General features: G+C 57.6%; 17 protein-coding genes, 1 pseudogene and 1 riboswitch. Of the genes and pseudogenes, 15 read left to right on the forward strand and 3 right to left on the reverse strand.

Going from position 1 to position 20,796, the window contains the following annotated elements; all coding sequences use genetic code 11:
- The first annotated feature begins 16 nt into the window (after positions 1-16).
- From ACUY1T_RS08575 to ACUY1T_RS08605, 7 genes and pseudogenes are all read left to right on the forward strand, one after another.
- Positions 17-895: a YicC/YloC family endoribonuclease gene (locus tag ACUY1T_RS08575; RefSeq protein WP_446021848.1), complete on the forward strand. Its 879-nt coding sequence runs from the start codon at positions 17-19 to the stop codon at positions 893-895.
- Between the two features lie 180 nt (positions 896-1,075).
- Positions 1,076-2,368, forward strand: a complete 1,293-nt coding sequence (locus ACUY1T_RS08580) for a cation:proton antiporter (protein WP_446021849.1) — start codon at positions 1,076-1,078, stop codon at positions 2,366-2,368.
- 38 nt (positions 2,369-2,406) lie between these two features.
- Positions 2,407-2,699 (forward strand): annotated as a pseudogene (locus ACUY1T_RS08585) (integrase core domain-containing protein); the annotation flags it as partial.
- A 496-nt stretch (positions 2,700-3,195) separates the two neighbouring features.
- Positions 3,196-3,284: riboswitch (cyclic di-GMP riboswitch) on the forward strand.
- 179 nt (positions 3,285-3,463) lie between these two features.
- Positions 3,464-3,985, forward strand: a complete 522-nt coding sequence (locus ACUY1T_RS08590) for a Csu type fimbrial protein (protein ID WP_446021850.1) — start codon at positions 3,464-3,466, stop codon at positions 3,983-3,985.
- Positions 3,985-4,731 (forward strand): fimbrial biogenesis chaperone, encoded by a 747-nt coding sequence (locus ACUY1T_RS08595; RefSeq protein WP_446021852.1) that lies wholly within the window; start codon positions 3,985-3,987, stop codon positions 4,729-4,731. The genes ACUY1T_RS08590 and ACUY1T_RS08595 overlap by 1 nt, the downstream gene beginning before the upstream one ends.
- A gap of 182 nt (positions 4,732-4,913) precedes the next feature.
- Positions 4,914-7,169 (forward strand): fimbria/pilus outer membrane usher protein, encoded by a 2,256-nt coding sequence (locus ACUY1T_RS08600; protein WP_446021854.1) that lies wholly within the window; start codon positions 4,914-4,916, stop codon positions 7,167-7,169.
- Positions 7,166-7,654: a Csu type fimbrial protein gene (locus ACUY1T_RS08605; protein ID WP_446021856.1), complete on the forward strand. Its 489-nt coding sequence runs from the start codon at positions 7,166-7,168 to the stop codon at positions 7,652-7,654. Before ACUY1T_RS08600 ends, ACUY1T_RS08605 begins: the two co-directional genes overlap by 4 nt.
- Before the next feature lie 294 nt (positions 7,655-7,948).
- On the opposite strand, the gene ACUY1T_RS08610 is transcribed toward ACUY1T_RS08605, so the two are convergent.
- The 3 genes from ACUY1T_RS08610 to ACUY1T_RS08620 form a co-directional block, all read right to left on the reverse strand.
- Positions 7,949-9,292 (reverse strand): NAD(P)-binding domain-containing protein, encoded by a 1,344-nt coding sequence (locus ACUY1T_RS08610; protein WP_446021858.1) that lies wholly within the window; start codon positions 9,290-9,292, stop codon positions 7,949-7,951.
- Positions 9,293-9,416: 124 nt separating this feature from the next.
- The gene (locus ACUY1T_RS08615; RefSeq protein WP_446021860.1) at positions 9,417-9,770 is read right to left on the reverse strand and encodes an ArsR/SmtB family transcription factor; all 354 of its coding nucleotides are present in this window, start codon (positions 9,768-9,770) and stop codon (positions 9,417-9,419) included.
- Positions 9,757-10,683, reverse strand: coding sequence for a LysR substrate-binding domain-containing protein (locus ACUY1T_RS08620; RefSeq protein ID WP_446021862.1), 927 nt, complete (start codon positions 10,681-10,683; stop codon positions 9,757-9,759). Before ACUY1T_RS08620 ends, ACUY1T_RS08615 begins: the two co-directional genes overlap by 14 nt.
- A gap of 231 nt (positions 10,684-10,914) precedes the next feature.
- Between ACUY1T_RS08620 and ACUY1T_RS08625 the strand changes: the two genes are divergently transcribed.
- From ACUY1T_RS08625 to ACUY1T_RS08660, 8 genes are all read left to right on the forward strand, one after another.
- Positions 10,915-11,805 carry a CmcJ/NvfI family oxidoreductase gene (locus tag ACUY1T_RS08625; protein WP_446021864.1) on the forward strand — a complete coding sequence of 297 codons (891 nt, stop codon included), beginning with the start codon at positions 10,915-10,917 and terminating at the stop codon, positions 11,803-11,805.
- Between the two features lie 4 nt (positions 11,806-11,809).
- A complete protein-coding gene (locus ACUY1T_RS08630; RefSeq protein ID WP_446021866.1) occupies positions 11,810-12,451 on the forward strand; it encodes a DsbA family protein in 642 nt (213 codons plus the stop codon).
- 347 nt (positions 12,452-12,798) lie between these two features.
- Entirely contained in the window at positions 12,799-13,395 is a 597-nt protein-coding gene (locus tag ACUY1T_RS08635; RefSeq protein WP_446021867.1) for a LysE family translocator, read from the forward strand.
- A gap of 57 nt (positions 13,396-13,452) precedes the next feature.
- Positions 13,453-14,046, forward strand: coding sequence for a glutathione S-transferase family protein (locus tag ACUY1T_RS08640; protein WP_446021869.1), 594 nt, complete (start codon positions 13,453-13,455; stop codon positions 14,044-14,046).
- Positions 14,047-14,124: 78 nt separating this feature from the next.
- Complete coding sequence (locus ACUY1T_RS08645) at positions 14,125-14,991, forward strand: alpha/beta fold hydrolase (protein WP_446021871.1); 867 nt, start codon at positions 14,125-14,127, stop codon at positions 14,989-14,991.
- Between the two features lie 766 nt (positions 14,992-15,757).
- A complete protein-coding gene (locus ACUY1T_RS08650) occupies positions 15,758-17,524 on the forward strand; it encodes a transporter substrate-binding domain-containing protein (protein WP_446021873.1) in 1,767 nt (588 codons plus the stop codon).
- Entirely contained in the window at positions 17,521-18,939 is a 1,419-nt protein-coding gene (locus ACUY1T_RS08655) for a sigma-54-dependent transcriptional regulator (RefSeq protein WP_446021875.1), read from the forward strand. Before ACUY1T_RS08650 ends, ACUY1T_RS08655 begins: the two co-directional genes overlap by 4 nt.
- Positions 18,940-19,274: 335 nt before the next feature.
- Entirely contained in the window at positions 19,275-20,750 is a 1,476-nt protein-coding gene (locus ACUY1T_RS08660) for an alanine/glycine:cation symporter family protein (protein WP_446021877.1), read from the forward strand.
- The last annotated feature ends 46 nt before the right edge of the window (positions 20,751-20,796 follow it).

Raw genomic sequence — 20,796 nt, forward strand, 5'->3', positions numbered from 1 at the left:
CGAACGAGGAGTCGCCATGGTCGCCCATAGCAAGGTACACAGCATGACCGCCTTTGCCCGTCAGAGCCGCGAAGGCGACTGGGGCAGCCTGCAACTGGAGCTGCGCTCGGTGAACCAGCGCTACCTGGAACCCTTCTTCCGACTGCCCGAGGCCCTGCGCGACCTGGAGCCCGCCTTCCGCGAGGCGCTGCGCACGCGCCTGGCGCGCGGCAAGGTCGAGTGTCACCTGCGCTTCGAGCCCACCGACATCAGCGAAACCCTGGCCGTCAACCACAGCCGGCTGGTCGCCCTGGCCGAGGCGCTGGGCGAGATCCGCAAGGCGTTGCCCCAGGTCGCCATGCCCGATGCCCTCTCGCTGCTCGACCACCCCGGCGTGCTCGAATCCCAGGGCGTCGACCTGGACGTGGTGAAGGCGGAAGCCACGGCGCTGTTCGAGGCCGCCCTCGACGAACTGATCGAGGCCCGCGCCCGCGAGGGCGACAAGCTCGCGGCGCTGATCCGCGACCGCCTGGCCGGCGTGCGCGAGCAGGTCGTCGAGGTACGCCGCCTGATGCCCGAGATTCTCGAGCGCCAGCGTACCCTGCTGCTGGAGCGTCTCGAAGCGGTCAAGGCCGAACTCGACCCCCAACGGCTGGAGGCCGAACTGGTCTTGCTCGCCCAGAAGGCGGACGTCGACGAGGAGCTCGACCGGCTCGAGACCCACGTCGGCGAGGTGGCGCGCCAGCTCGACCAGAAGGGCCCCAAGGGGCGCCGGCTCGACTTCCTGATGCAGGAACTCAACCGCGAGGCCAACACCCTCTCCTCCAAGTCCGCGGTGGCCAGCACCACCCGCTGCGCGGTGGAACTCAAGGTGCTGATCGAGCAGATGAGGGAACAGATCCAGAACATCGAGTGATGTCCAGTGACAATCGCCCGGTTCTTCAACCCTTTGTTTCAAGGTGGAAATCTGAGAAGTCTGTCGACAAAAATCTAGTTCAAGCCAGTGCCAGGTGGGGAGTACAATAGGAGGGCACTGGCTTTTAAATTGCGGACGAGCGCATTATGTGTTCGTCCGCGCACACCTGCCGAGTCATCTATGACAACCGCCACCTGGTTTATCTTGATTGGCTTGTTGCTGTTGATTGTGGGCTTTACTTTTTCCTACATCAAGAGCGTGCCCGCCACCTCTGCCATTGTATATCTTGCCGTCGGACTTATCGTGGGGCCAATGGGTTTTGAGTTGTTCCATTTCAACCCATTTCAAGAGTCGGCTTTATTAGAACTCCTGACCGAAATTGCCGTTCTGATTTCATTATATTGTGCCGGCGTAAAAATGCCTGCACCGGTGTCCCTGAAGCGATGGCGAACGCCTCTGCAACTGGCGGTGTTTTCGATGGTGCTCACCGTCGGATTAGTGACACTGTTCGGCTACTACTGGCTCGCTCTCCCCCTCGGGGCTGCCGTGTTGCTAGGTGCTGTGGTGGCACCGACTGACCCAGTGCTGGCGACCGAGGTTCAGGTGCGTCACGCTGATGATCCTGACGAACTCCGTTTTTCATTGACTTGCGAGGCCGGAATGAACGACGGCAGCGCCTTCCCGTTCGTGATGCTCGGCCTGGGGTTGCTGGGTCTACACGATCTTGGCGATGCCGGTTGGCGGTGGCTGGCAGTCGATGTGCTCTGGGCAAGCGGTGCGGGTATCGGCATCGGTATCTTGGCAGGCACTGGTGTCGGTTGGCTGGTAAACAAGATACGTACCGGCTTTGCAAACACTGCCTTTCTGGAAAGCTTTCTCGGCCTGGGGCTGATTGCATCCGCCTACGGCATCAGTCTGTTAGTGGATGCCTGGGGGTTCCTGGCCGTTTTTTGTGCAGCGGTGGCCCTGCGTCATACCGAGTTGAAATTGGCCGGCCTCCAGCAAGGTTACTCGACACCTGTCGAGGCACGCCTTGAAGGTGAGCCGCAAGCCGTAGCACACGTGCACGTCAGCGAAAGCTCTCTGGTCTTTAATGAGCACCTCGAACGGCTGGCAGAGATCGTGCTGGTTTTACTGCTCGGCGGTTCGATCTTTTGGGATTCCTGGAGTTGGCGAGCCGTGGGCTTCGCGGCATTTCTGTTTTTCGTCGCCCGCCCCGTCAGTGTGCATCTCGGCGTACTGGGAAGCAGGGCGCCTAAGCGGATGCGCAACCTCATGAGCTGGTTTGGTGTTCGCGGTATTGGCTCGCTGTACTACCTTATGTACGCCATCCAGCATGGGCTGCCAGAGGAAATCGCGCTGGAGTTGATACACTTGATTCTCGTGGTGATTGCCTTGTCGATTCTGGTTCACGGGGTCAGCGTAAAGCCTACCATTGCGCGTTATTGGCGTTCACGGAATCCTAGGGATTAGTCGGAAAGCTGTGCCTGCGCTATACCAGCCAGACCAACCATCACAGCGACCGCGGCAGCCAATACGCGTCGCATGATTACCGATCCACGCTGGTCCGGCATGGGTTCCAGGCCTCGTTGAGCCGCAAAGGGAACTGCTGGGACAATGCCGTCATGAAGCGTTTCTTCGGCTCACTGAAAAGCGAGTGGTTGGCTGACCGGCGATATGCGAGCCGACAGGCGGCACGGCGGGATGTGATCGACTACATCGAGATGGAGTACAACAGCTGCCGGCTCCTCTCGATCCTGGCTATCGGACGACGAGAGAGATCGAACTGGCGGCTTCGGCTTGAAAATGTGTCCGCTCTGACTTGACCAGAACACTTGCCGATGGCTATGAAAAATAACCGCTTCACCAAGTTCATCCATGAGGCCAACATGGAAGGAGGTGACGTAAATGTAGTAATGCAATCTCTACGGCCAGCTCGATTTTGGCTGACCCAATATCCAGCATATCAAAATTACAGCCAATTAAGGTTACGGAAAATCACAAAAGAAGTAACAAAAGGTAAAGCCAGCGAAAAAATGGCTTGCGGGCGTAAATGAACACTTTTTAGCTAACTTTTAACTATGTATGGAAAAGTGCAGCCAGTTTTGAAAAACCCAATATGACTGACATCCTGTCGATAAACAACCTCTTGGACCCGGATGTTACAAATATAAAAAAACATCTCTTGTGCCAAGCCAGAAGCTCAACTAATGTAAGTTCAGGTTACATCACCGCACGGGTGATGTGACGTTGATCAGGCTGGTATTCGAGATGGCCTGATGCCTGAAAAAACAGGCGATATATTGACAAGGCATAGCCGCTGAAAAGCGGTGACGCAAAGCTACCTGTCCAAGGGATGCCCGCATCCCTGGATCGAGGGGCCGCTACTCGACTGAGTCCCATTGCGGGACTCCCTCCCTGTTGCACTCTTCTTTCTGGATAATAAACTCTTTGTGTATTAGTTGTTGCGCTGTAACCAGTCGGCGATGCACAAAGTAAGCGTGTGCCTTGGTCAGTTGATTATTAGGTCGTCAGCGACGGCATAATACACTCTAGGGAGCGCTCACCATGATCAACAAGACTTTTTCTCTACGTAAACTGACCCTGATTTCCGCCGCGGCCCTGGCCACAGGAGGGGCTGCAGTGGCACAGGCACAGGAAACGGCGAACCTTGACGTCAGCACTACTGTCGTAGCGAGTTGCACCATCGGCACCACGGCCCTGGCGTTTGGCGATTACGACCCCATTAATCCCGCTGCCCTGGATGGCACCGGCACCGTGAGCGTGACCTGTACCCAAGACGCTCCCGTTGCCATCACCCTGGGGCAGGGCAATAACCCCGGCGGCACCTCTACCGAAGCGGCGCCCGAGCGGCAACTGATCGACAGCAACACCAACCTCCTGACGTATTCACTCTTCAGCGATGCTGAGCGCACGACTGAATGGACCAACGATGCCACGGGTAATGTCGCGACGACGGGCACAGGCGCGGCGGAGGATCACACCGTCTTCGGGAGAATCGACGGCGCTCAGAGCACCGCACCCGCGGGGGCCTACACCGATATCGTTGTGGCTACCGTTACTTTCTGATGCCCACACTGACCTCACGCCAGGCCGCTTATCGCGGCCTGGTTCTGCCCGTTTTCATGTTGACGCTGCTGCTGGCGAGCCAGGCGCTGGCCGGCAGCTTCAGCGTCAGTCCGACCCGGGTGGTCCTGTCCGCCCAGGAGAATGTGGTGGCACTGTGGGTACGCAACACCGGGACTGGGGAAACCTCGGTTCAGGTCGAGCTTCAGGAGTGGCGCCAGCAGGATGGGCAAGACATCTACACCCCCAGTCGCGAGGTGCTCGCCACGCCCCCCATCTTCACGCTGGCACCAGGACAGACCCAGGTGTTGCGGGTGGGGTTGCGCCGCCCGCCGGAGCGGGATACCGAGCTCAGCTATCGCCTCTTCCTGCAGGAGCTGCCGCCGCCCGCGGCGGAAGACTACCAGGGCTTGCGCATGGCGCTACGCATAAGCCTGCCGGTGTTCGTGGCACCGGCTTCAGGCGCCGCGGCGCCGGAGCTGTCCTGGCGCGTCGAGCGTGGCAACCGTGGCGAATGGCGCCTGAGCGCCCGCAACCACGGCCATGGCCATGGCCAGGTGAGCCGGCTTCGCGTACGGCTGCCCGATGGGCGCATGCTGAAGCCCTCCGGCAACGCCTATGTGTTGCCGGGCGCCGAGCAAGAATGGGCCCTGGCTTCAGGCACTCCTCTACCCGCGGCAGGCACCGAGCTTGTCATCACAACAAGCGTCAATGGTCAGGAAACCGCCTCACGCTTTCAGGTGGAGTAGTGGTGCAGCGGCCAGCGCGACGCAGAAGAAGGAGGTATGGCGCCTTGGCTGTCATGATGCTGCTGATGCCGAGCCCGGCACATGCTGGCACGACACCTGCTAACGCCGCCAAAACCGATGGCTGGTATACAGACGTTGCCACTCAGCCCCCGCCGGAAGCAGGTCGGCGAGGGGCTTCCAGCGTGGATCCCCGGGGTATTCCCGACACCGGGACGCTCGAGGAGTTGTGGCTGGAAGCTACGGTCAATGACCAGCGACGGCCCACCACGGCGCTGGCGCTGATACGCGGCGATCACGACGTCTGGGTGGCCGCCAGCGACCTGGAACAGTGGCGAATCGCCCCGCCGGCTAGCGTGCCCTTCGATCATCACGGCGAGTTTTTCTACCACCTTGAATCGCTCGGGATTTCCTTCGAGCTTGACCGACGTCGGTCCACGCTGGACCTCGAGGTACCCGCGGCCCTGTTCGCGGACACCCGGCTCGCGGGCCTGCGCCGGGACCGCGTACCGCTGACGCCTTCGTCCTTGGGCGCCTTCTTCAACTATGACCTGTCGAGCACCCACAGCCGTGGGGAGACCCGCCACAGTGGGCTGCTGGAGCAGGGTGTGTTCAACGGTTGGGGCAGCGGGGTCAATCGCCTGGTCGCACGCGACACTCCCCCCGGCGGTCAACCCGCCGTGGTTCGCCTGGACACCCAGTGGCGCCACGACAATCCCGACAGCATGCGCACCCTGCGGCTCGGGGATACCACCAGCCTGGGCACGGCATGGAGCGGAGGGGTGCGCTTCGCTGGTCTGCAGTGGGGAAGCAACTTCTCCACCCGGCCGGAAATGGTCACCCTGCCCCTGGTCAGCGTGGCCGGTGAGGCCGCGCTGCCGTCTACCGTCGATCTCTACGTGAACGATGCCCTGCGCCTGCGACGCGACGTGCCACCCGGCCCCTTCGCCATCGACGAGATCCCGGTGATTACCGGCCAGGGTCAGGTAAAGCTGGTTGTACGCGACATTCTCGGCCGCGAGCAGCTGATCACCCAGCCCTTCTATGCCAGCGCAAGGCTGTTGCGAGCCGGCCTGAAGGATTACTCCGTGGAGCTGGGTGCCATTCGCCAGGACTATGGTCGTGTGAGCAATGCCTATGGTCGGGCACTGGGCACGGTGACCTACCGCACCGGGTTGACCGACTGGCTGACCACCGAGCTGCATGCCCAGGTGTTGCAGGACCAGCAGATGGCTGGTCTGGGGGGCAGCTGGCTGTTGCCGTTCGGCGGTGTCATGTATGCCGCCTATGCCTCCAGTGAAGCCGACGGCCGGCAGGGTGATCTGAAGACCCTGGGATTGCAGCGCCAGGGGCGGCCCCTGGGCCTGGGGGTCGAAAGCCAGTTCGCCAGCGAGGACTTCATGCGCCTCGGCATGCACCAGGAGCAAGTCTTGCCGCGCCAGCAGCATAGAGTCTTCTCCAGCATTTCGAGCGGTCAGTTGGGCTCGCTGAGCCTCAGCTATACCGCCCAGCACTTCGATGACCGGGATGACATCGAGATCGTCAACCTGGGCTACAGCAAGGGGCTGGGCGCCATCGGCCACCTGACGCTCTCGGCGCTGCACTTCATGGAGACTGGTGAAACGGCCTTGCGGGCGGGCTTGAGCATTCCGCTGGGGATGCCGCGCACCCGTGCCAGCCTGAGCGTCAGCGAGCGTAGCGATCAACGCCAGGGCAGCATGCAGATACAGCGCAGCCTGCCGATTGGCAGGGGGTTCGGCTACCGGGTTAGCACCGGCCTGGGCGACGACGATCACCGCGAGGCCAGTCTCGGCCTGCAGAACGACTACCAGACCTATCTATTGGAGGCCTCACAGCGCCATGATCAAACGGCCAGCCGTGCCAATGTGCGTGGTGGTGCGGCCTGGCTCGGCGGCGCCCTCTTCGCCAGCCGACAAATCGATGGCAGTTTTGCCGTGGTCCAACTGCCGGGGTTTTCCGATGTCCAGGTCTACGCCGACAACCAGCCTGTCGCGCGTACCAATCGTCACGGGGATGCGCTAGTACCACGCCTGCGCGCTTACGAGCGTAACCGAATCAGCATCGAGCAGGCGGACTTGCCCCTGGGGGCTCAGGTGGGGAGCCTGGAGATGCAGGTATCCCCGTACTACCGTAGCGGTGTGACACTGCACTTCCCGGTGACCAATAGCCGCGATGCCTTCTTCCGGATCCTGCTGGACAGCGGCGAGCCGTTGCCGGTCGGGGCGGTGGTGGAAGATGCTCGCGGCGAGCGCTTTCCAGTGGGCCTACGTGGCGAGACCTTCGTGACCGACCTGGAGTCAAGTAACCGCCTACGTGCCCTCTGGCTGGGGCAGGCTTGCGAGTTCACGCTGGAGGTGCCGGAAATCGAAGATGTCTTTCTCGAGCTAGGCGATGTCATCTGCCACGGAGTCACACCATGAACGTTGTTTCCATTTCAGGCGCCTGTGCCTCGGGCACCTGTCGCGCGGCCACCCCGACCAGCCACCGGCCGCTGCGCTGGCTGGCCGGAGCAGCCCTGGCGCTGGCCGCCGGCACCGCTCAGGCTCAGTGCAGTGTCAGTGCAAGTGGGCTAGTTTTTTCCGGTTATGACGTCTTCAGTGCAACGCACAATGATAGCAGCGCCACCATCACGATAAGCTGCAGCGAAGCCACTGGATACAGCCTCGCACTGAGTTCTGCCAATGGTAGTCCCCAGCAGCCATTGCTGAGCAGCAGCGACGATGCTCTCGACTACCGATTGCACCAGGATGCTGCCCGCTCATTGGTGTGGGGCGAGGGATCGTTCAGTCTCAGCGGCAACACCGACGGCACGCAAGAGCACACCGTTTATGGACGCATTCCGGCGGGTCAGAATGTTCGCGTCGGTAACTACACGAACACCATCACCGTGACACTGGAATTCTAGGCAATGGAGAGACCGGGATTATAAGAGCTGGCCAAGAACCGGACTCAGCGATTCATCCTGCCGGTTGGGAGTCATGCTTGGCGAGCCACGGCAGTAAGCGGTGCCATGTGACGAAATGGGGGCTCCGTGAGCGAGAACGAGCGGCGGCCCCTCGCCTTGGGCATCCCACGCGACGGACCAGCCTTCAAAGTTGAAACGTTGGCTAGAGACAGTAATCGCCGCACCTCATTGTTCTGCTCATAATGTTAGCGCCCAGAATTGCAGTCTTAGACACGAACGTGAATGATGTCGCAATTAAGCTGTCGACTGGCAACCGCACCCAGAGGCACCGCCGCGCTTGGCCGCTGCGTCGAGCTCACAGCACGCCCGCTTGGTGTCGGACTCGCCGCCGCAACACTTCTGACCGCCTCCACCACCGGAACAAACTCCGGTCTCGGGAAGTACGAGACGCACATCGTCTGCAGCGGCCCAGTCGCCGGCGAGCGCGGCTACGATGGAGCGCACCTGCTCATAGCCGGTTGCCATCAGGAATGTCGGCGCCGTTCCGTAACTCTTCGCGCCGACTGCGTAATAACCCCGCTCGGGGTGGCTGAGAACAACGTGCCCATGCGGCGGCACCGTACCGCAGGAATGGATTCGAGGGTCGATCAATGGAGCAAGCCGAGTCGGAGCGCCTATCTTCGGATCGAGATCAAGCAACAAACCGCTTGTAATCGAGAGATCGGGCCGCTGCCCGGTTGCGGCAACGATCATATCGAAGGGTCCGATATGCCGTCCATCACGTGCCACGACCTCTGTGCCTTCCGGCGCATTCAGCACCGCAGCTACGCGCACTCCCATGTGAAGCCTGGCTACCCCTGAACTCACCAGATCGTGGACAGCCTCACCGAGGGCTCCGCGTGCCGGAAGCTGGTCCGCTTCACCGCCACCGAAGAGGCGCGTCGGCGTGCCACCGCGGACAGCCCAGGCAATTTCGGTGTTTGGTGCCTCTTCCGCAAGTCGGGCGAGATCGATGAGAACGTTGGCAGCAGAATGGCCAGCCCCGACGACCAGGACACGACGCCCTTCGTAGCTGGCGCGATCCCGGCCGAGAACGTCCGGCACTCCGTAATGGATGGGGGAGGTATCCTCGCCAGTTGCAGCTCCACGCTCTCCAAGAAAGTTCGGCGTCTGCCAGGTGCCCGAGGCATCCAGAATCGCGCCGGCAATTACTGTCTCGTCGTGACCCGCTCTGCGGACCGTGAGCCGGAACGGCGCCTCTGTCCCCCCCGGGCGTTCGATCTTCAAAACTTCGGTTCTCGTTTCGAGTGTCGGGCCTAAGCTAGCGGCCAGCGGGTCGAGCCAAAGATCTGCGAAGGCAGTTCCGGTGGGAAAGACGTCAAGCTGAGGCGCGGCCCAACCATCCCTACCAAGCCTGCGGAGCGCGGCGCCGTCGATGAGGTGACGCCAAGGGGTAAAGAGACGAACATGGCCCCAGGCACGGACGTTTGTACCTGCACTCGGCCCCGATTCCAAGATACGAAAGGGCATGTTCCGTTCTGCAGCCCACGCAGCAGCAGCAAGTCCCACCGGACCAGCGCCAATGATAACCAAGGGGTTTTGGGTACTGATGGTCGGAAGGAATGCGATATCGTGCATGATGCTCTCCTATTCGTAAAAATACGAATCCATTACCCAGAAAATGGTGCGTTGCAGCACCCAGATACCTTATTCGTATTTATACGAATACTCTCCAATACACTCTAGTGTCAAGCCCCTTCTATCAGAGATCATCAAGCATCGAACGAAGGGCCGATAGCCGCGCAGTCTCAACGCAGTAGCAGCTATGCGGGCCATCGTCCCATTGTCGGATCAGCCCGGCCGCGCGAAGCTGTGCCAGATGTTGTGCCACGGTTGACGGAGCCAGTGGTACAAGATCCGCGAGAGTGCCAAATACGCAGTTGTCCGCAGCCAGCAGGCGTCGAAGTATGGCGACCCGTGCAGGATGGGCAAGCGCCTTGCAGAGCTTGGCGATCTCCTGATCATCAACCAGCTGATGCGTCGAAGCGATGGCTGTACCACAGTCACACGATGCCTGATCGCAGCAAGGCACCTTTGTCGTCTCAGAGGCGGCCATCGCTCTCTCCTGTCCTTTGGGCTTCTGCCAATACCCAGTCACGAAATGCACAAAGCCGGTGGTTCGCGGCATTTTCCGGCGGGTAAACGATCCAGTAACGTAATGAACCAGCTTCGACATCTGCAAAGTTTAGCGGTCGCACCAACCGACCCGCTTCAATATCGTCACCGACGAGCGCATAGCTAGCTAGAGCGATCCCATTCCCTGCAATTGCTGCCTCAATGGCGAGCGCGAGCTGGGTGAAGCGAGCCCCACCAATGGGCACGGGGCCAATACCCGCAGCTTTTAGCCAATCCTCCCATCTCGGTAATACCGCAGTCATTCCGTCTCGATCCACATGCAGCAATGGGTGTTCAATGAGATCCCTGGCGACCGGGGATGGGCCGATGCGTGCTGCAAGAGCAGGCGCGCAAACAGGGAAGACCGGATCCTCGAAAAGGGGTATCGCACGAAGCCGTTCATCGGGCCGGCCACCGAAGCGCAGGCAGATCTGCACACCATCGTGGCCAAAATCTGAGACCCTTTCGCTCGCGTCAATATTGAGTTCGATATCCGGACGAAGCGTCATGAATCGGCCTAGGCGCGGAGCGAGCCAGCGATGCGCTAGCGAAGGGGCGACACTAACAGAAAGAGCCCCTCCCGTGTCGGCTACACGCATCCGCTCCACCCCATCTCGGAGACGGGCGAAGCCCTCAGTGAGTAGCGGTAATGCCGCCGCACCTTCCGGCGTCAAGGCTACAGCACGTGTCAACCGACGAAAGAGGCGGATGCCAAGATGCGTCTCGAGCAAGCGGATCTGACGCGAGACGGCTGCAGGCGTCACGTTAAGTTCCGCAGCTGCCTCGGCAAAGCTGAGCCTCCGTGCCGCAGCTTCGAAGACTCGAAGCGCATTCAATGGTGGAAGTGTACCCATTGGTATCTCACATAAGTTTTCGTTATTCGTAACATGACGAATAGTAGCTTGTGGAGCCTAGCACAACAAGTCCACATTGATGACACAGCAATGCTACTACCGTGGTAATAGAATATAGGGATCACCAGGATGAGCTGACAAGAAGGTCGATGTTTCGCGCATGATTCACTAGACCAACGAAACGCAGCAACTTCACTGCCATTAATTTATCACATAACCGAGAATTAAATTATGAAAAAATACACATACACACCTGAAGACAGCAATATCAAAAAAGACCACATTGCTGATACCAGCAGCATATTGGCAAAGCTCAGCTATTTAAAACCTACAGAAGCAGTTCCAACACACTTCACTTTCACACCTCCAGACGGTTTGCCGTGGGAGAATGTTGATTACGAAGAAATTGAAACAGAAATTTTCGATGCTAGACTAGCTCTAACCAGCCTAGACAAACAAGGTTTTGAGTTATGGGAAGCTCCTTCGAAGGTGATTAATTTTGATGACGAAGATGAAGTAAAAAACTTTTACTACAAAGAAATCGAACAGCTAATCAAGTCAGCAACTGGTGCTGATGAGGTAATAGTCTTTGATCACCTGGTCAGGCAACGCCAAGGAGAAGACAAGCCCTTGAACTTTGGGCGACGGGAGGGGAAAGGGAGCGTCGTGCCTGCAAACGGTCGTATTCACAATGATTATACTGACGCATCTGGATCAAAAAGGTTAGAGCTTGTAATAGATTCGCTTGAATCTCGACAAAAAGTCAAGCGGTACAGCATTATCAATGTCTGGCGCTCCATTGGATTTCCCATTATTGATGCCCCCCTTGCAGTTTGTGACAGCAGGAGCATTTCAGCATTAGACTTGGTAAGAGCTCGCGTGATATACACAAATCGCGAAGGTGAAATTTATGTCTTGAAACACTCACCTAGTCACCTATGGTATTATTATTCCAACATGGCCAAATCAGAAGCTTTAATATTCAAGCAGTACGATACAAATTTGAACGGGGTATCTAGATTTACTCCTCATGCTGCTTTTAAGAACCCGATAAATGTTACACATCAAATGCCCAGGAAAAGCATTGAGGCAAGATGCATTGCGATACATAAAGGAGAGTGAAGTAATGAACACGGAAGCAGAAAGCAAAATCAAGAGCAAGGAGACAATTGAATTTTGGTTCGATTTAAGCAGTAATTATAGTTACTTGGCCATGATGAGAATTGAGAAACTGTGTCGCGATAATTTCAACAATATAACTTGGAAGCCTTTTCTTCTCGGGCCAATTTTCCAATCCTTTGGATGGAACACTTCTCCCTTTCTACTGCAGAAAGAGAAAGGGGAATATGTTAAGCACGATATGATAAGACAGTGTCAGAAATACGGCATCCCTTTTTCTTGGCCCTCTGTATTCCCACGAAACACTGTGCTACCAATGCGCGTTGCAGTATATGGTCAGGAAGAGCCATGGCTTTTCAATTTTTGCAAAAAAATAATGATTTTAAATTTCGCGGAGGACAAAAACGTAGAGGATGAAAATACAGTTTACGATGTTTTGAAGGAGCTGAAATTACCGGCTACTAACATTTTAGAGAAAGCCATTTCCAATTCTGGAAAAACAAACTTAAGAGAACAGACAAGAGAAGCTGAAAAAATAGGTATATTTGGAGCCCCTATGATGATAGTAAATGGAGAAAAATTCTGGGGTAATGATAGGCTTGAAGATGCTTTGGACCGGTTGAGACAGCAGATTCTGAATGATAATTAAAATATTTGTATAGCGCTTTGAGTCACATCAGGATACCTGAGTGTACAAGGCGGGGCAAAGCGGACAACCTCGCTGACATTGACACTATAGAATCCTTCAGCCTGAGCTGCACATAGCCGTTCCACCTTTTCTCAGAAGGTCAGAGAATGGATTCGCACCGTGATGGTTAATTTTTCATTGTTCGTAACATGACGAATAATCGCTTGTGAAAACTATAGCAGCAAGTCCACATTTGTCTCGAAGCGGAGAAAGTACAGGGGATGGCTAATTCTCCATGGTTTATCAAAACAACAGAGCAACGCGACGATCTCGCGATGTGTTTGGCTGAATCTAAGAGGGAGACGTTCATGAGTGGCAGTCATCTTGTTCCGCTCGTTTTTTTTGCAATTTCTGCAACATTTTCACCTGGAGGTGCAACGACCCTCGCAACGGCTTCAGGTGCACGCTTTGGTTTACGTCGCTCCGCGCCACTACTAATTGGGATGGCATCTGGTCTGGCTGCTCTGGGTGCGGCAACTGGACTTGGATTGGCAGGTTTGATCTTGGCTGCACCACTGGCTGAGCAATTGCTGCGCTTTGCAGGCTCGGGTTACCTCGTTTGGCTAGCTTTTTGTATCTCTCGCGGCGGAGCGCCAGGTAAGGCAGACATGGTAGCAGTGCCAATCGGGCTCTTGGGTGGTGCTGCGCTTATTCAGCTCAATCCTAAAGCTTGGGCAACCGTACTTGGGGCTGCTGCTCTATTTGCCGATAGTTCTGATAATACTATAGCTCTTGCCATTACACTAGCTTCTGTCTTGGGCTTGTTCGGCGTGGCATCTTTAACGCTTTGGTGTGTTGCTGGTGAACTTCTTGCGCAACATCTAACGACAAATCGGCAATGGTCTATTGTTAACGGAATTCTCGCGCTCCTACTTCTTCTAGCGGTCGCTCAAATGTGGTTTTAGAAGCAGAAATATTTTAACAATACGCTCCACAACGATGATCTTTAAAGAATGTTTTTTATGAAAATTTACGGTGACACTCAATCTGGCAATTGTTATAAAATAAAATTGAAATGCTCACTTTTGGGGAAAGAATACGAGTGGGTACATACGGACATCTTGGCAGGAGATGTTTCGAAGGACTCTTACTTGCGTAAGAACCCATGCGGAAAAATCCCTTTACTTGAGCTTAGCGATGGCAGAACTCTCTCTGAATCAAATGCAATAATAAACTACCTAGCATTTAAAAGCCACTTACTTCCTACTGACCAATTTGACTTTGCTAAAGTGGAGCAGTGGCAGTTTTTCAAGCAATACAGCCATGAGACATATATAGCAATGGCCCGATTTATCGCCAAATACTTTGGATTGCCCGATAATTTAAAAGAGAAATATGAAGCCAAACAGGCAGGAGGGCATAAATCCCTTTCAGTTATGGAAAAACAGCTGGCCACAACGCCATTTTTGATAGGCGACTCAATTACAACCGCTGACATTAGCCTTTATGCGTATACCCATGTCGCACCTGAAGGCGGTTTCGACCTTACGCCTTATCCTACTATTATGAAATGGATTGAAAAAATTAAAAGCCTTCCAAAGTGCAGGGAAATGTAACAGCAGCTAATGAGTCTTTAGGGTCATCTTTTCGAGAATAGCAAAATATTATTACTACTGACAACTCAAGAGGTTGGCATGTTGAACTTAAAAAGTATTTTTGTACTCGCACTTTCCACTTTTTTCCCTAAAAAACTTGGCATGATAGGCGTTTCCAAATTCATGCAACCTAGCAAGAAACAAAGAACTGAAAAATGGAGTAAGAGCTTTGAACATTTTACCAAAAATGTGGTGAGCACTGGTAAAGTAAACGTACCTTATTGGATTTATGGCGAGGGACCTTCAGTGCTACTTGTGCACGGCTGGGAACGGGATCATTTTGCAATGGGGGGTTTTGTAAAACCTTTAGTTGATGCTGGTTATTCTGTAGTAGCTCTCGACTTGCCAGCGCATGGTGAGGCATCGGGATCTCAGGCATCTCTCACACTGCTTGCAAAAGCAATTTCATCAGTTGCAGAAGAGACATCCACTGAACTTTTAATTGGACATTCTGTTGGTGGCTCAGCTGCAGTATTGGCTTGCGAGGATTATGGACTTCTTCCGAGGGGTATCGTACTTATCAGTATCCCTACTGGAGCTATTGATTACGCTCTATCCCTAGGTCGAAAAATGGGTTTGGCAAGCAAAGCTTTAGTGTATATGAAGAATGGCATTGCCGAAAGACTAGACAAACCTCTGGAATATTATCGTGTCGATCATGCCCTGTCACGACTCAAACTCCATGCTCTTATCATTCATTCAGAAAACGATACGATCGTTCCTATCGAAGATGCATATTTTTTAGCTTTGACCACTGGCTTACCTAAGTTTTTCTTGGAAACAGGTGGGCACAATAAAATTCTTGGATCTGATGAAACTGTCAAACGTACACTGACATTTCTGAAAGAAGCGCAGAAATTGAAAAAAGCAGCCTCTATACAAGGAGGAGTTGAAGATTTTGTTTAATTACTCTGCAAGAACCCGAATTTTTAAGACGTTTATTGCGCTACCGAACACTAGCAATACCCACCGACCTTCGTGCATCTGTCTGTAATTCTCACTCCTGTGAGCTGAGCCCTCCCCGGGCTCGTTACACCTGCTCAGGAGGTCCAATATACTCTCACGGGGGGTGCGGACGGAATCTTGGACTACATCGTAGGTAGTTCATGTATGCGTTAAGATCGCATAAGGCGAGTGAAGGTCAGGCGGCAGTAGGCCGGCATGGACGGGCACATCGGGAATCCACCCACCGAAGCTCAATCCTCAGCGGATTGACAGCGAAGCAACGATTACCGCATGGATTCTGCCAGGGGGCGAGCCTCAAAGACAAGGCGATCGTCCGCCATGGCCTTGGTGGCTTGATCCTCACCTGACATGACCTACCACGTGGGGCTCAGCCCACGATATTCACTTTCTCCTCCACGGCATAGTTCGGCGAAAGGATATCGATGGCTTACTCTTGGACAAGCTGCAGGATATCCTAGACGAACACCAAAAGAGCAACAAGATAAAAACCTTATAAAAAACCTTAAAAAATCATAGTATTACATAAGCAATGGGTAAGCAGTGGCGAATGTTTAGGTGCTGAGGTTTAGACATTTCTAGACATTTGCATGGCAATATTCGACAAAGGGCGATTGGGCAGATCAGCTCCGAGGCCTTCGAGAACCCCCGTGTTCGCTTGGAGCGATAACCACGCTTACTGGGCAAGATCAGAACTTCAAGGATCTGGATGCGGATTGGACATCAAGTGATACAGCTGATGGCGCTGGCTATCTGCCTCATCGTGCCCCTGCCAGGCTGGGGGCAGGACGAGGGGGACGCTCCCGATGTCGCCAGGGAGGTCATCGTCGTCGGCGGCGACCATTACCACCCGCCCTACGAGTTCCTCGACGAAGATGGCCGCCCAGCCGGCTACAACGTGGAGCTGACCCAGGCCATCGCCGAGGTGATGGGCATTGAGGTGCGCATCGAGCTGAAGCCGTGGAGCGAGGTGCGCCGCGGGCTGGAGCAGGGCGAGATCGACATCCTCCAGGGCATGTCGTATTCCGAGGCACGTACCGAACACTTCGATTTCGCGCCGCCCCACGCCATCGTTCATCAGTCGATCTTCGCCCGCCGCGGCGACCCGGTGGTGGAAGTAGAGGAGCTGCGCGGCAAGGAAGTGATCGTCCAGCGCGGCGACATCATGCACGACTACCTGATCGAGCATGATATCGGTGCGGTGGTGATCCCCGTGGATACCCACGCCGATGCGCTGCGGGCGCTGGCCGCCGGCCAGCACGACTACGCCCTGGTCGCCAACCTGCCGGCGCTCTATCTCAGCCGCGAGCTGGGCCTGACCAACCTGGTACCGGTGGCGCGGCCCTTCTCGCTGCGCTACGGCTATGCGGTGCGCCAGGGCGATGCCAACCTGCTGGCCAAGTTCAGCGAGGGGCTGGCCATCCTCAAGAACACCGGCCGCCACCAGGAGATCTACGACCGCTGGCTGGGGCCGCTGGAGGGACCCGAAGGCATTCCGTGGCAGAAGGTCGGCCAGGTCGGCGCGGCGCTCTCCGCACTGCTGTTGCTGGTACTGGGCGCCATCGTAATCTGGAATCGCATGCTCAAGCGCGAGGTGGCGGCACGCACCGCGGAGCTGCGCCAGCATCAGCAGCAGTTGATCCAGGCCGACAAGATGGCCTCTCTCGGTGTCCTCGTCTCGGGCGTGGCCCACGAGATCAACAACCCCAGCAGCCTGCTGCTGCTGAACCTGCCGGTACTGCGCGATGCCTATGCCGACGCCGAGCCGATCCTCGAGGCGCACTATCGTGCCCATGGCGACTTCTCGTTCGGCGGACTGCCCTATTCGCGGATGCGCGAGGAACTCCCCAGCATGATCGACGACATGCAGGAGGGTACCCGGCGCATCAAGCGCATAGTCGGCGACCTCAAGGATTTCGCCCGCCAGGGCGGCGACGAACCGGGCGAAACCTTCGATCTCAATGCGGTGGTGGCCACCGCCGTACGCCTGGTCGACAACTCGATCCGCCAGGCGACGAGCCACTTCGAGGCACACTACGCCGACGACCTGCCGCCCCTCGAGGGCAACGCCCAGCGTATCGAGCAGGTGGTGATCAACCTGGTGCTGAACGCCTGCCAGGCGCTGCAAGCCCCGACGCAGGGTATCCAACTGACGACTCGCCACGATCGCGCCGCGGACTGGGTCGTGCTGGAGATCCGCGACGAGGGCCGAGGCATCGAGCCCGAAGCGATGAGCCGGCTGACGGACCCCTTCTTTACCACCCGGCGCGAGTGCGGCGGTACCGGGCTGGGACTCTCCGTATCCGCCGGCATCGTGCACGAGCACCAGGGCAGCCTGACCTTCGACTCGCATCTTGGCCAGGGAACCTGCGTGACCCTGGCTTTGCCGACGGCAGTGAAAGCCGCAACGGTGCCACCTGGGGATGAAAGACCGAGCAACGGTACCCACCGGCACGAGGAGCAGGACACACCATGAGCCAGAGCCTCTACCCCGCCTTCGGATTGCTTCTGGTCGACGACGAGCCCGCCTTCCTGCGCAGCCTGAGCATCGCCCTGGAACGTAACGGTGGAATCAACCATATCCACCGCTGCCAGGACAGCCGTGAGGTGATGGAGATCCTGGCGCGGGAGCAGATCGGCCTGGTAACCCTCGACCTGACCATGCCCCATGTATCGGGCGAGCAGCTGCTGGCGCGCATCGTCGAGGAGTACCCCGACATCGGGGTCATCGTGGTGAGCGGGTTGAACCAGGTGGAAACCGCGGTCAACTGCATCAAGCTCGGCGCCTTCGACTATTTCGTCAAGACCGACGAGGAGAGCCGGCTGGTGGAGGGCATTCGCCGCGCCATCCGCCTGCAGGAGCTACGCCAGGAGAACCAGGCGCTGCGCAAGCGCTTCCTCAACGACACCCTGGAGAATCCCGAGGCCTTCGCCCATATCGTCACCGCCGACAAGGGCATGCGCTCGGTGTTCCAGTACCTGGAGTCGGTGGCGCTGACCCAGCAGCCGATCCTGATTACCGGCGAGAGCGGCGTGGGCAAGGAGCTGATCGCCCGGGCGGCCCATACCCTGAGCGGACGCCAGGGTCCGCTGGTATGCGTCAACGTGGCGGGGCTGGACGATAACGTCTTCGCCGATACGCTGTTCGGCCATCAGCGCGGCGCCTTCACCGGCGCCGAGCAGCCGCGGGCCGGTATGATCGAGCAGGCGGCGGGCGGCACCCTGCTGCTCGACGAGATCGGCGACCTCAGCCTGGCGTCCCAGGTGAAGCTGCTGCGCCTGCTTCAGGAGGGCGAGTACTACCCGCTGGGCAGCGACCGGCCCAAGCGCCTCCAGGCCCGCGTGGTGGTGGCAACGCACCACGACCTGGGCGAGAAGCAGCGGGCGGGGACCTTTCGCAAGGATCTCTACTACCGCCTGCGCACGCACCAGGTACACATTCCCCCGCTGCGCCAGCGCAAGCAGGACATCGCGTTGCTACTGGACTACTTCCTCGCCGAGGCGGCCGAGGAACTCGGCAAGAGCAAGCCGAGCTACCCCCCGGAGCTGGCGGTGCTGCTTTGCAACTACACCTTCCCCGGCAACGTGCGCGAACTGCGCGCCATGGCATTCGATGCCATGAGCCAGCACCGCACCCGCACGCTCTCCATGGATGTCTTCAAGCGAGCCATCGACCAGGCCTCAGAGGGCGCCTCCCCTTCACCTCATCGGCAGCGAGCCGTGTTCGCAGCCGAAGAGCCGCTGCCCACGCTGGACGAAGTCGCCGACCTGTTGGTGGAAGAGGCGCTGCAACGCGCCGAGGGCAATCAGTCCATGGCCTCACGCTGGCTGGGCATCTCGCAGCCCGCCTTGAGCAAGCGGCTCAAGAAGCGGCGTAGCGAAGGGTCATAACCTGGGTTATAGCGATAACCGAGGTTATAGTCTGGACAATTCATTGAAATAAAAAGACTTTTTGTTCTTGCCCCACCTTTTGGCTTGCCGCAGGTTATACCGATTAATTTTTCTTAATTCGCATGACCTGCATTTCTTCCATATAAAACAAAGAGTTGGTTGTTTGTACAAACTGGCATGGACCTTGCGTTGATAGCCAGGCTCGCTCTACAGGCGGGCCATTTCGACAAACGCAAGCAAGAGGTTCACCCCATGCCAAGAACAATGACTTCCGCGGCCAGCGCACGGCCGGCATCGCCTATCGCCCCATTCGCCATCGGTCGGGGGAACGTGTGATGCTGGATTTGATCAACGACTTCCTCTGGAGCAAGGTGCTCATCGCCCTGTTGATCGCGGTCGGTATCGGCTTCACCGTGACTTCCCGCTTCGTCCAGTTCCGCTATTTCGCCCGCATGTTCCGCATTCTCGGCGCCAGCCAGGCGTTCAAGCGCGACAGACACGGCCACCTGAGTTCCTTCCAGGCCCTGCTGCTCTCGGTGGCGGGGCGCGTCGGCGGCGGAAACATCGCCGGGGTTGCGGTGGCGATCACCCTGGGTGGCCCCGGCGCGATCTTCTGGATGTGGGTAGTCGGCCTGATGGGTATGGCCACCAGTTTCCTCGAGTGCACCCTTGCCCAGGCCTACAAGACGGCGCAGCCGGACGGCACCTATCGCGGCGGCCCGGCCTATTACATCGCTCATGGCCTGGGCAGTCGCTGGAAGTGGCTGGCCGCCATCTACTCGGTGCTGCTGCTGATCACCTTCGGCTTCGGTTTCACCGCCCTGCAATCCTATGCCGTGGCCGCCTCCTTCGATGACGCCTTCGGCATACCGGTCGTCTACACCGGCCTGGGCATGGCCGTGATCGTCAGCCTGATCATCTTCGGCGGCATCAAGCGCATCGCTCGCGTCACCGAGGTGCTGGTGCCGGTGATGGCCGTCGGCTACCTGCTGATCGCCATCGTCGTCCTGGGCATGAACCTGCCGCGCATTCCCGAAGTCATCATGCTGATCGTCAACAGCGCCTTCGGCCTCGAGCAAGCCGTGGGCGGCGGTATCGGCGCCGCCATCATGATGGGCGTCAAGCGCGGGCTGTTCTCCAACGAGGCGGGGCTCGGCAGCGCGCCCAACGTCGCCGCGGTGGCCTACGTGCCGCACCCCGCCAACCAGGGCATCGTGCAGGCCTTCTCGGTGTTCATCGACACCCTGATCCTGTGCTCCTGCACGGCCTTCATCATCCTGCTCAGCGGTGCCTATGACCCGGCCACCGGCGCCGACATTGGCGGTGTGGCGCTGACCCAGGCCTCGCTGGCCGACCACGTGGGCGAATGGGGCCGCAGCTTCGTCAGCGTCGCGCTGCTGCTGTTCGGCTTCAGCACCATTCTCTACAACTACTACCTGGGCGAGAACAGCCTCAACTTCTTCAGCGAGAGCAACCTCACGCTGTTCAACGCCTTTCGCGTCGCAGTCATCGTCCTGTGCGGCTGGGGGGCGATGACCGACCTGGGCACGGTGTTCGCCTTCGCCGACGTGACCATGGGCTTCCTGGCCCTGGCCAACCTGATCGCCCTGCTGCTGCTGTTCAAGCCGGGCCTGCGCATCCTGCGCGACTTCGACGACCAGATCCGCGCCGGTATCCGCCACCCCGTGTTCAATGCCGAGAAGTTCGCCGACCTGGATATCGACCCCGCCGCCTGGGAGATCGAACCCGAGGACCTCGAGCGGCTCAAGCAGTATGAAGCTGCGACGGCCCCCGGCCAGCCGGTGAAGTGACGGTGCAACACCCCGTGTCACAGCCTGCGGCCGGCCCCGATGCTTT

Source organism: Billgrantia sp. Q4P2 (assembly GCF_052806135.1).

Excerpts from the sequence above, each read along its gene's own strand:
- ACUY1T_RS08605 (WP_446021856.1), top strand. The coding sequence starts at position 7,166 with ATGAACGTTGTTTCCATTTCAGGCGCCTGTGCCTCGGGCACCTGTCGC.
- ACUY1T_RS08635 (WP_446021867.1), top strand. The coding sequence starts at position 12,799 with ATGAGTGGCAGTCATCTTGTTCCGCTCGTTTTTTTTGCAATTTCTGCA.
- ACUY1T_RS08655 (WP_446021875.1), top strand. The coding sequence starts at position 17,521 with ATGAGCCAGAGCCTCTACCCCGCCTTCGGATTGCTTCTGGTCGACGAC.
- ACUY1T_RS08575 (WP_446021848.1), top strand. The coding sequence starts at position 17 with ATGGTCGCCCATAGCAAGGTACACAGCATGACCGCCTTTGCCCGTCAG.
- ACUY1T_RS08610 (WP_446021858.1), bottom strand. The coding sequence starts at position 9,292 with ATGCACGATATCGCATTCCTTCCGACCATCAGTACCCAAAACCCCTTG.
- ACUY1T_RS08620 (WP_446021862.1), bottom strand. The coding sequence starts at position 10,683 with ATGGGTACACTTCCACCATTGAATGCGCTTCGAGTCTTCGAAGCTGCG.
- ACUY1T_RS08580 (WP_446021849.1), top strand. The coding sequence starts at position 1,076 with ATGACAACCGCCACCTGGTTTATCTTGATTGGCTTGTTGCTGTTGATT.
- ACUY1T_RS08615 (WP_446021860.1), bottom strand. The coding sequence starts at position 9,770 with ATGGCCGCCTCTGAGACGACAAAGGTGCCTTGCTGCGATCAGGCATCG.
- ACUY1T_RS08640 (WP_446021869.1), top strand. The coding sequence starts at position 13,453 with ATGAAAATTTACGGTGACACTCAATCTGGCAATTGTTATAAAATAAAA.
- ACUY1T_RS08595 (WP_446021852.1), top strand. The coding sequence starts at position 3,985 with ATGCCCACACTGACCTCACGCCAGGCCGCTTATCGCGGCCTGGTTCTG.
- ACUY1T_RS08660 (WP_446021877.1), top strand. The coding sequence starts at position 19,275 with ATGCTGGATTTGATCAACGACTTCCTCTGGAGCAAGGTGCTCATCGCC.
- ACUY1T_RS08650 (WP_446021873.1), top strand. The coding sequence starts at position 15,758 with ATGCGGATTGGACATCAAGTGATACAGCTGATGGCGCTGGCTATCTGC.
- ACUY1T_RS08590 (WP_446021850.1), top strand. The coding sequence starts at position 3,464 with ATGATCAACAAGACTTTTTCTCTACGTAAACTGACCCTGATTTCCGCC.
- ACUY1T_RS08645 (WP_446021871.1), top strand. The coding sequence starts at position 14,125 with ATGTTGAACTTAAAAAGTATTTTTGTACTCGCACTTTCCACTTTTTTC.
- ACUY1T_RS08625 (WP_446021864.1), top strand. The coding sequence starts at position 10,915 with ATGAAAAAATACACATACACACCTGAAGACAGCAATATCAAAAAAGAC.
- ACUY1T_RS08630 (WP_446021866.1), top strand. The coding sequence starts at position 11,810 with ATGAACACGGAAGCAGAAAGCAAAATCAAGAGCAAGGAGACAATTGAA.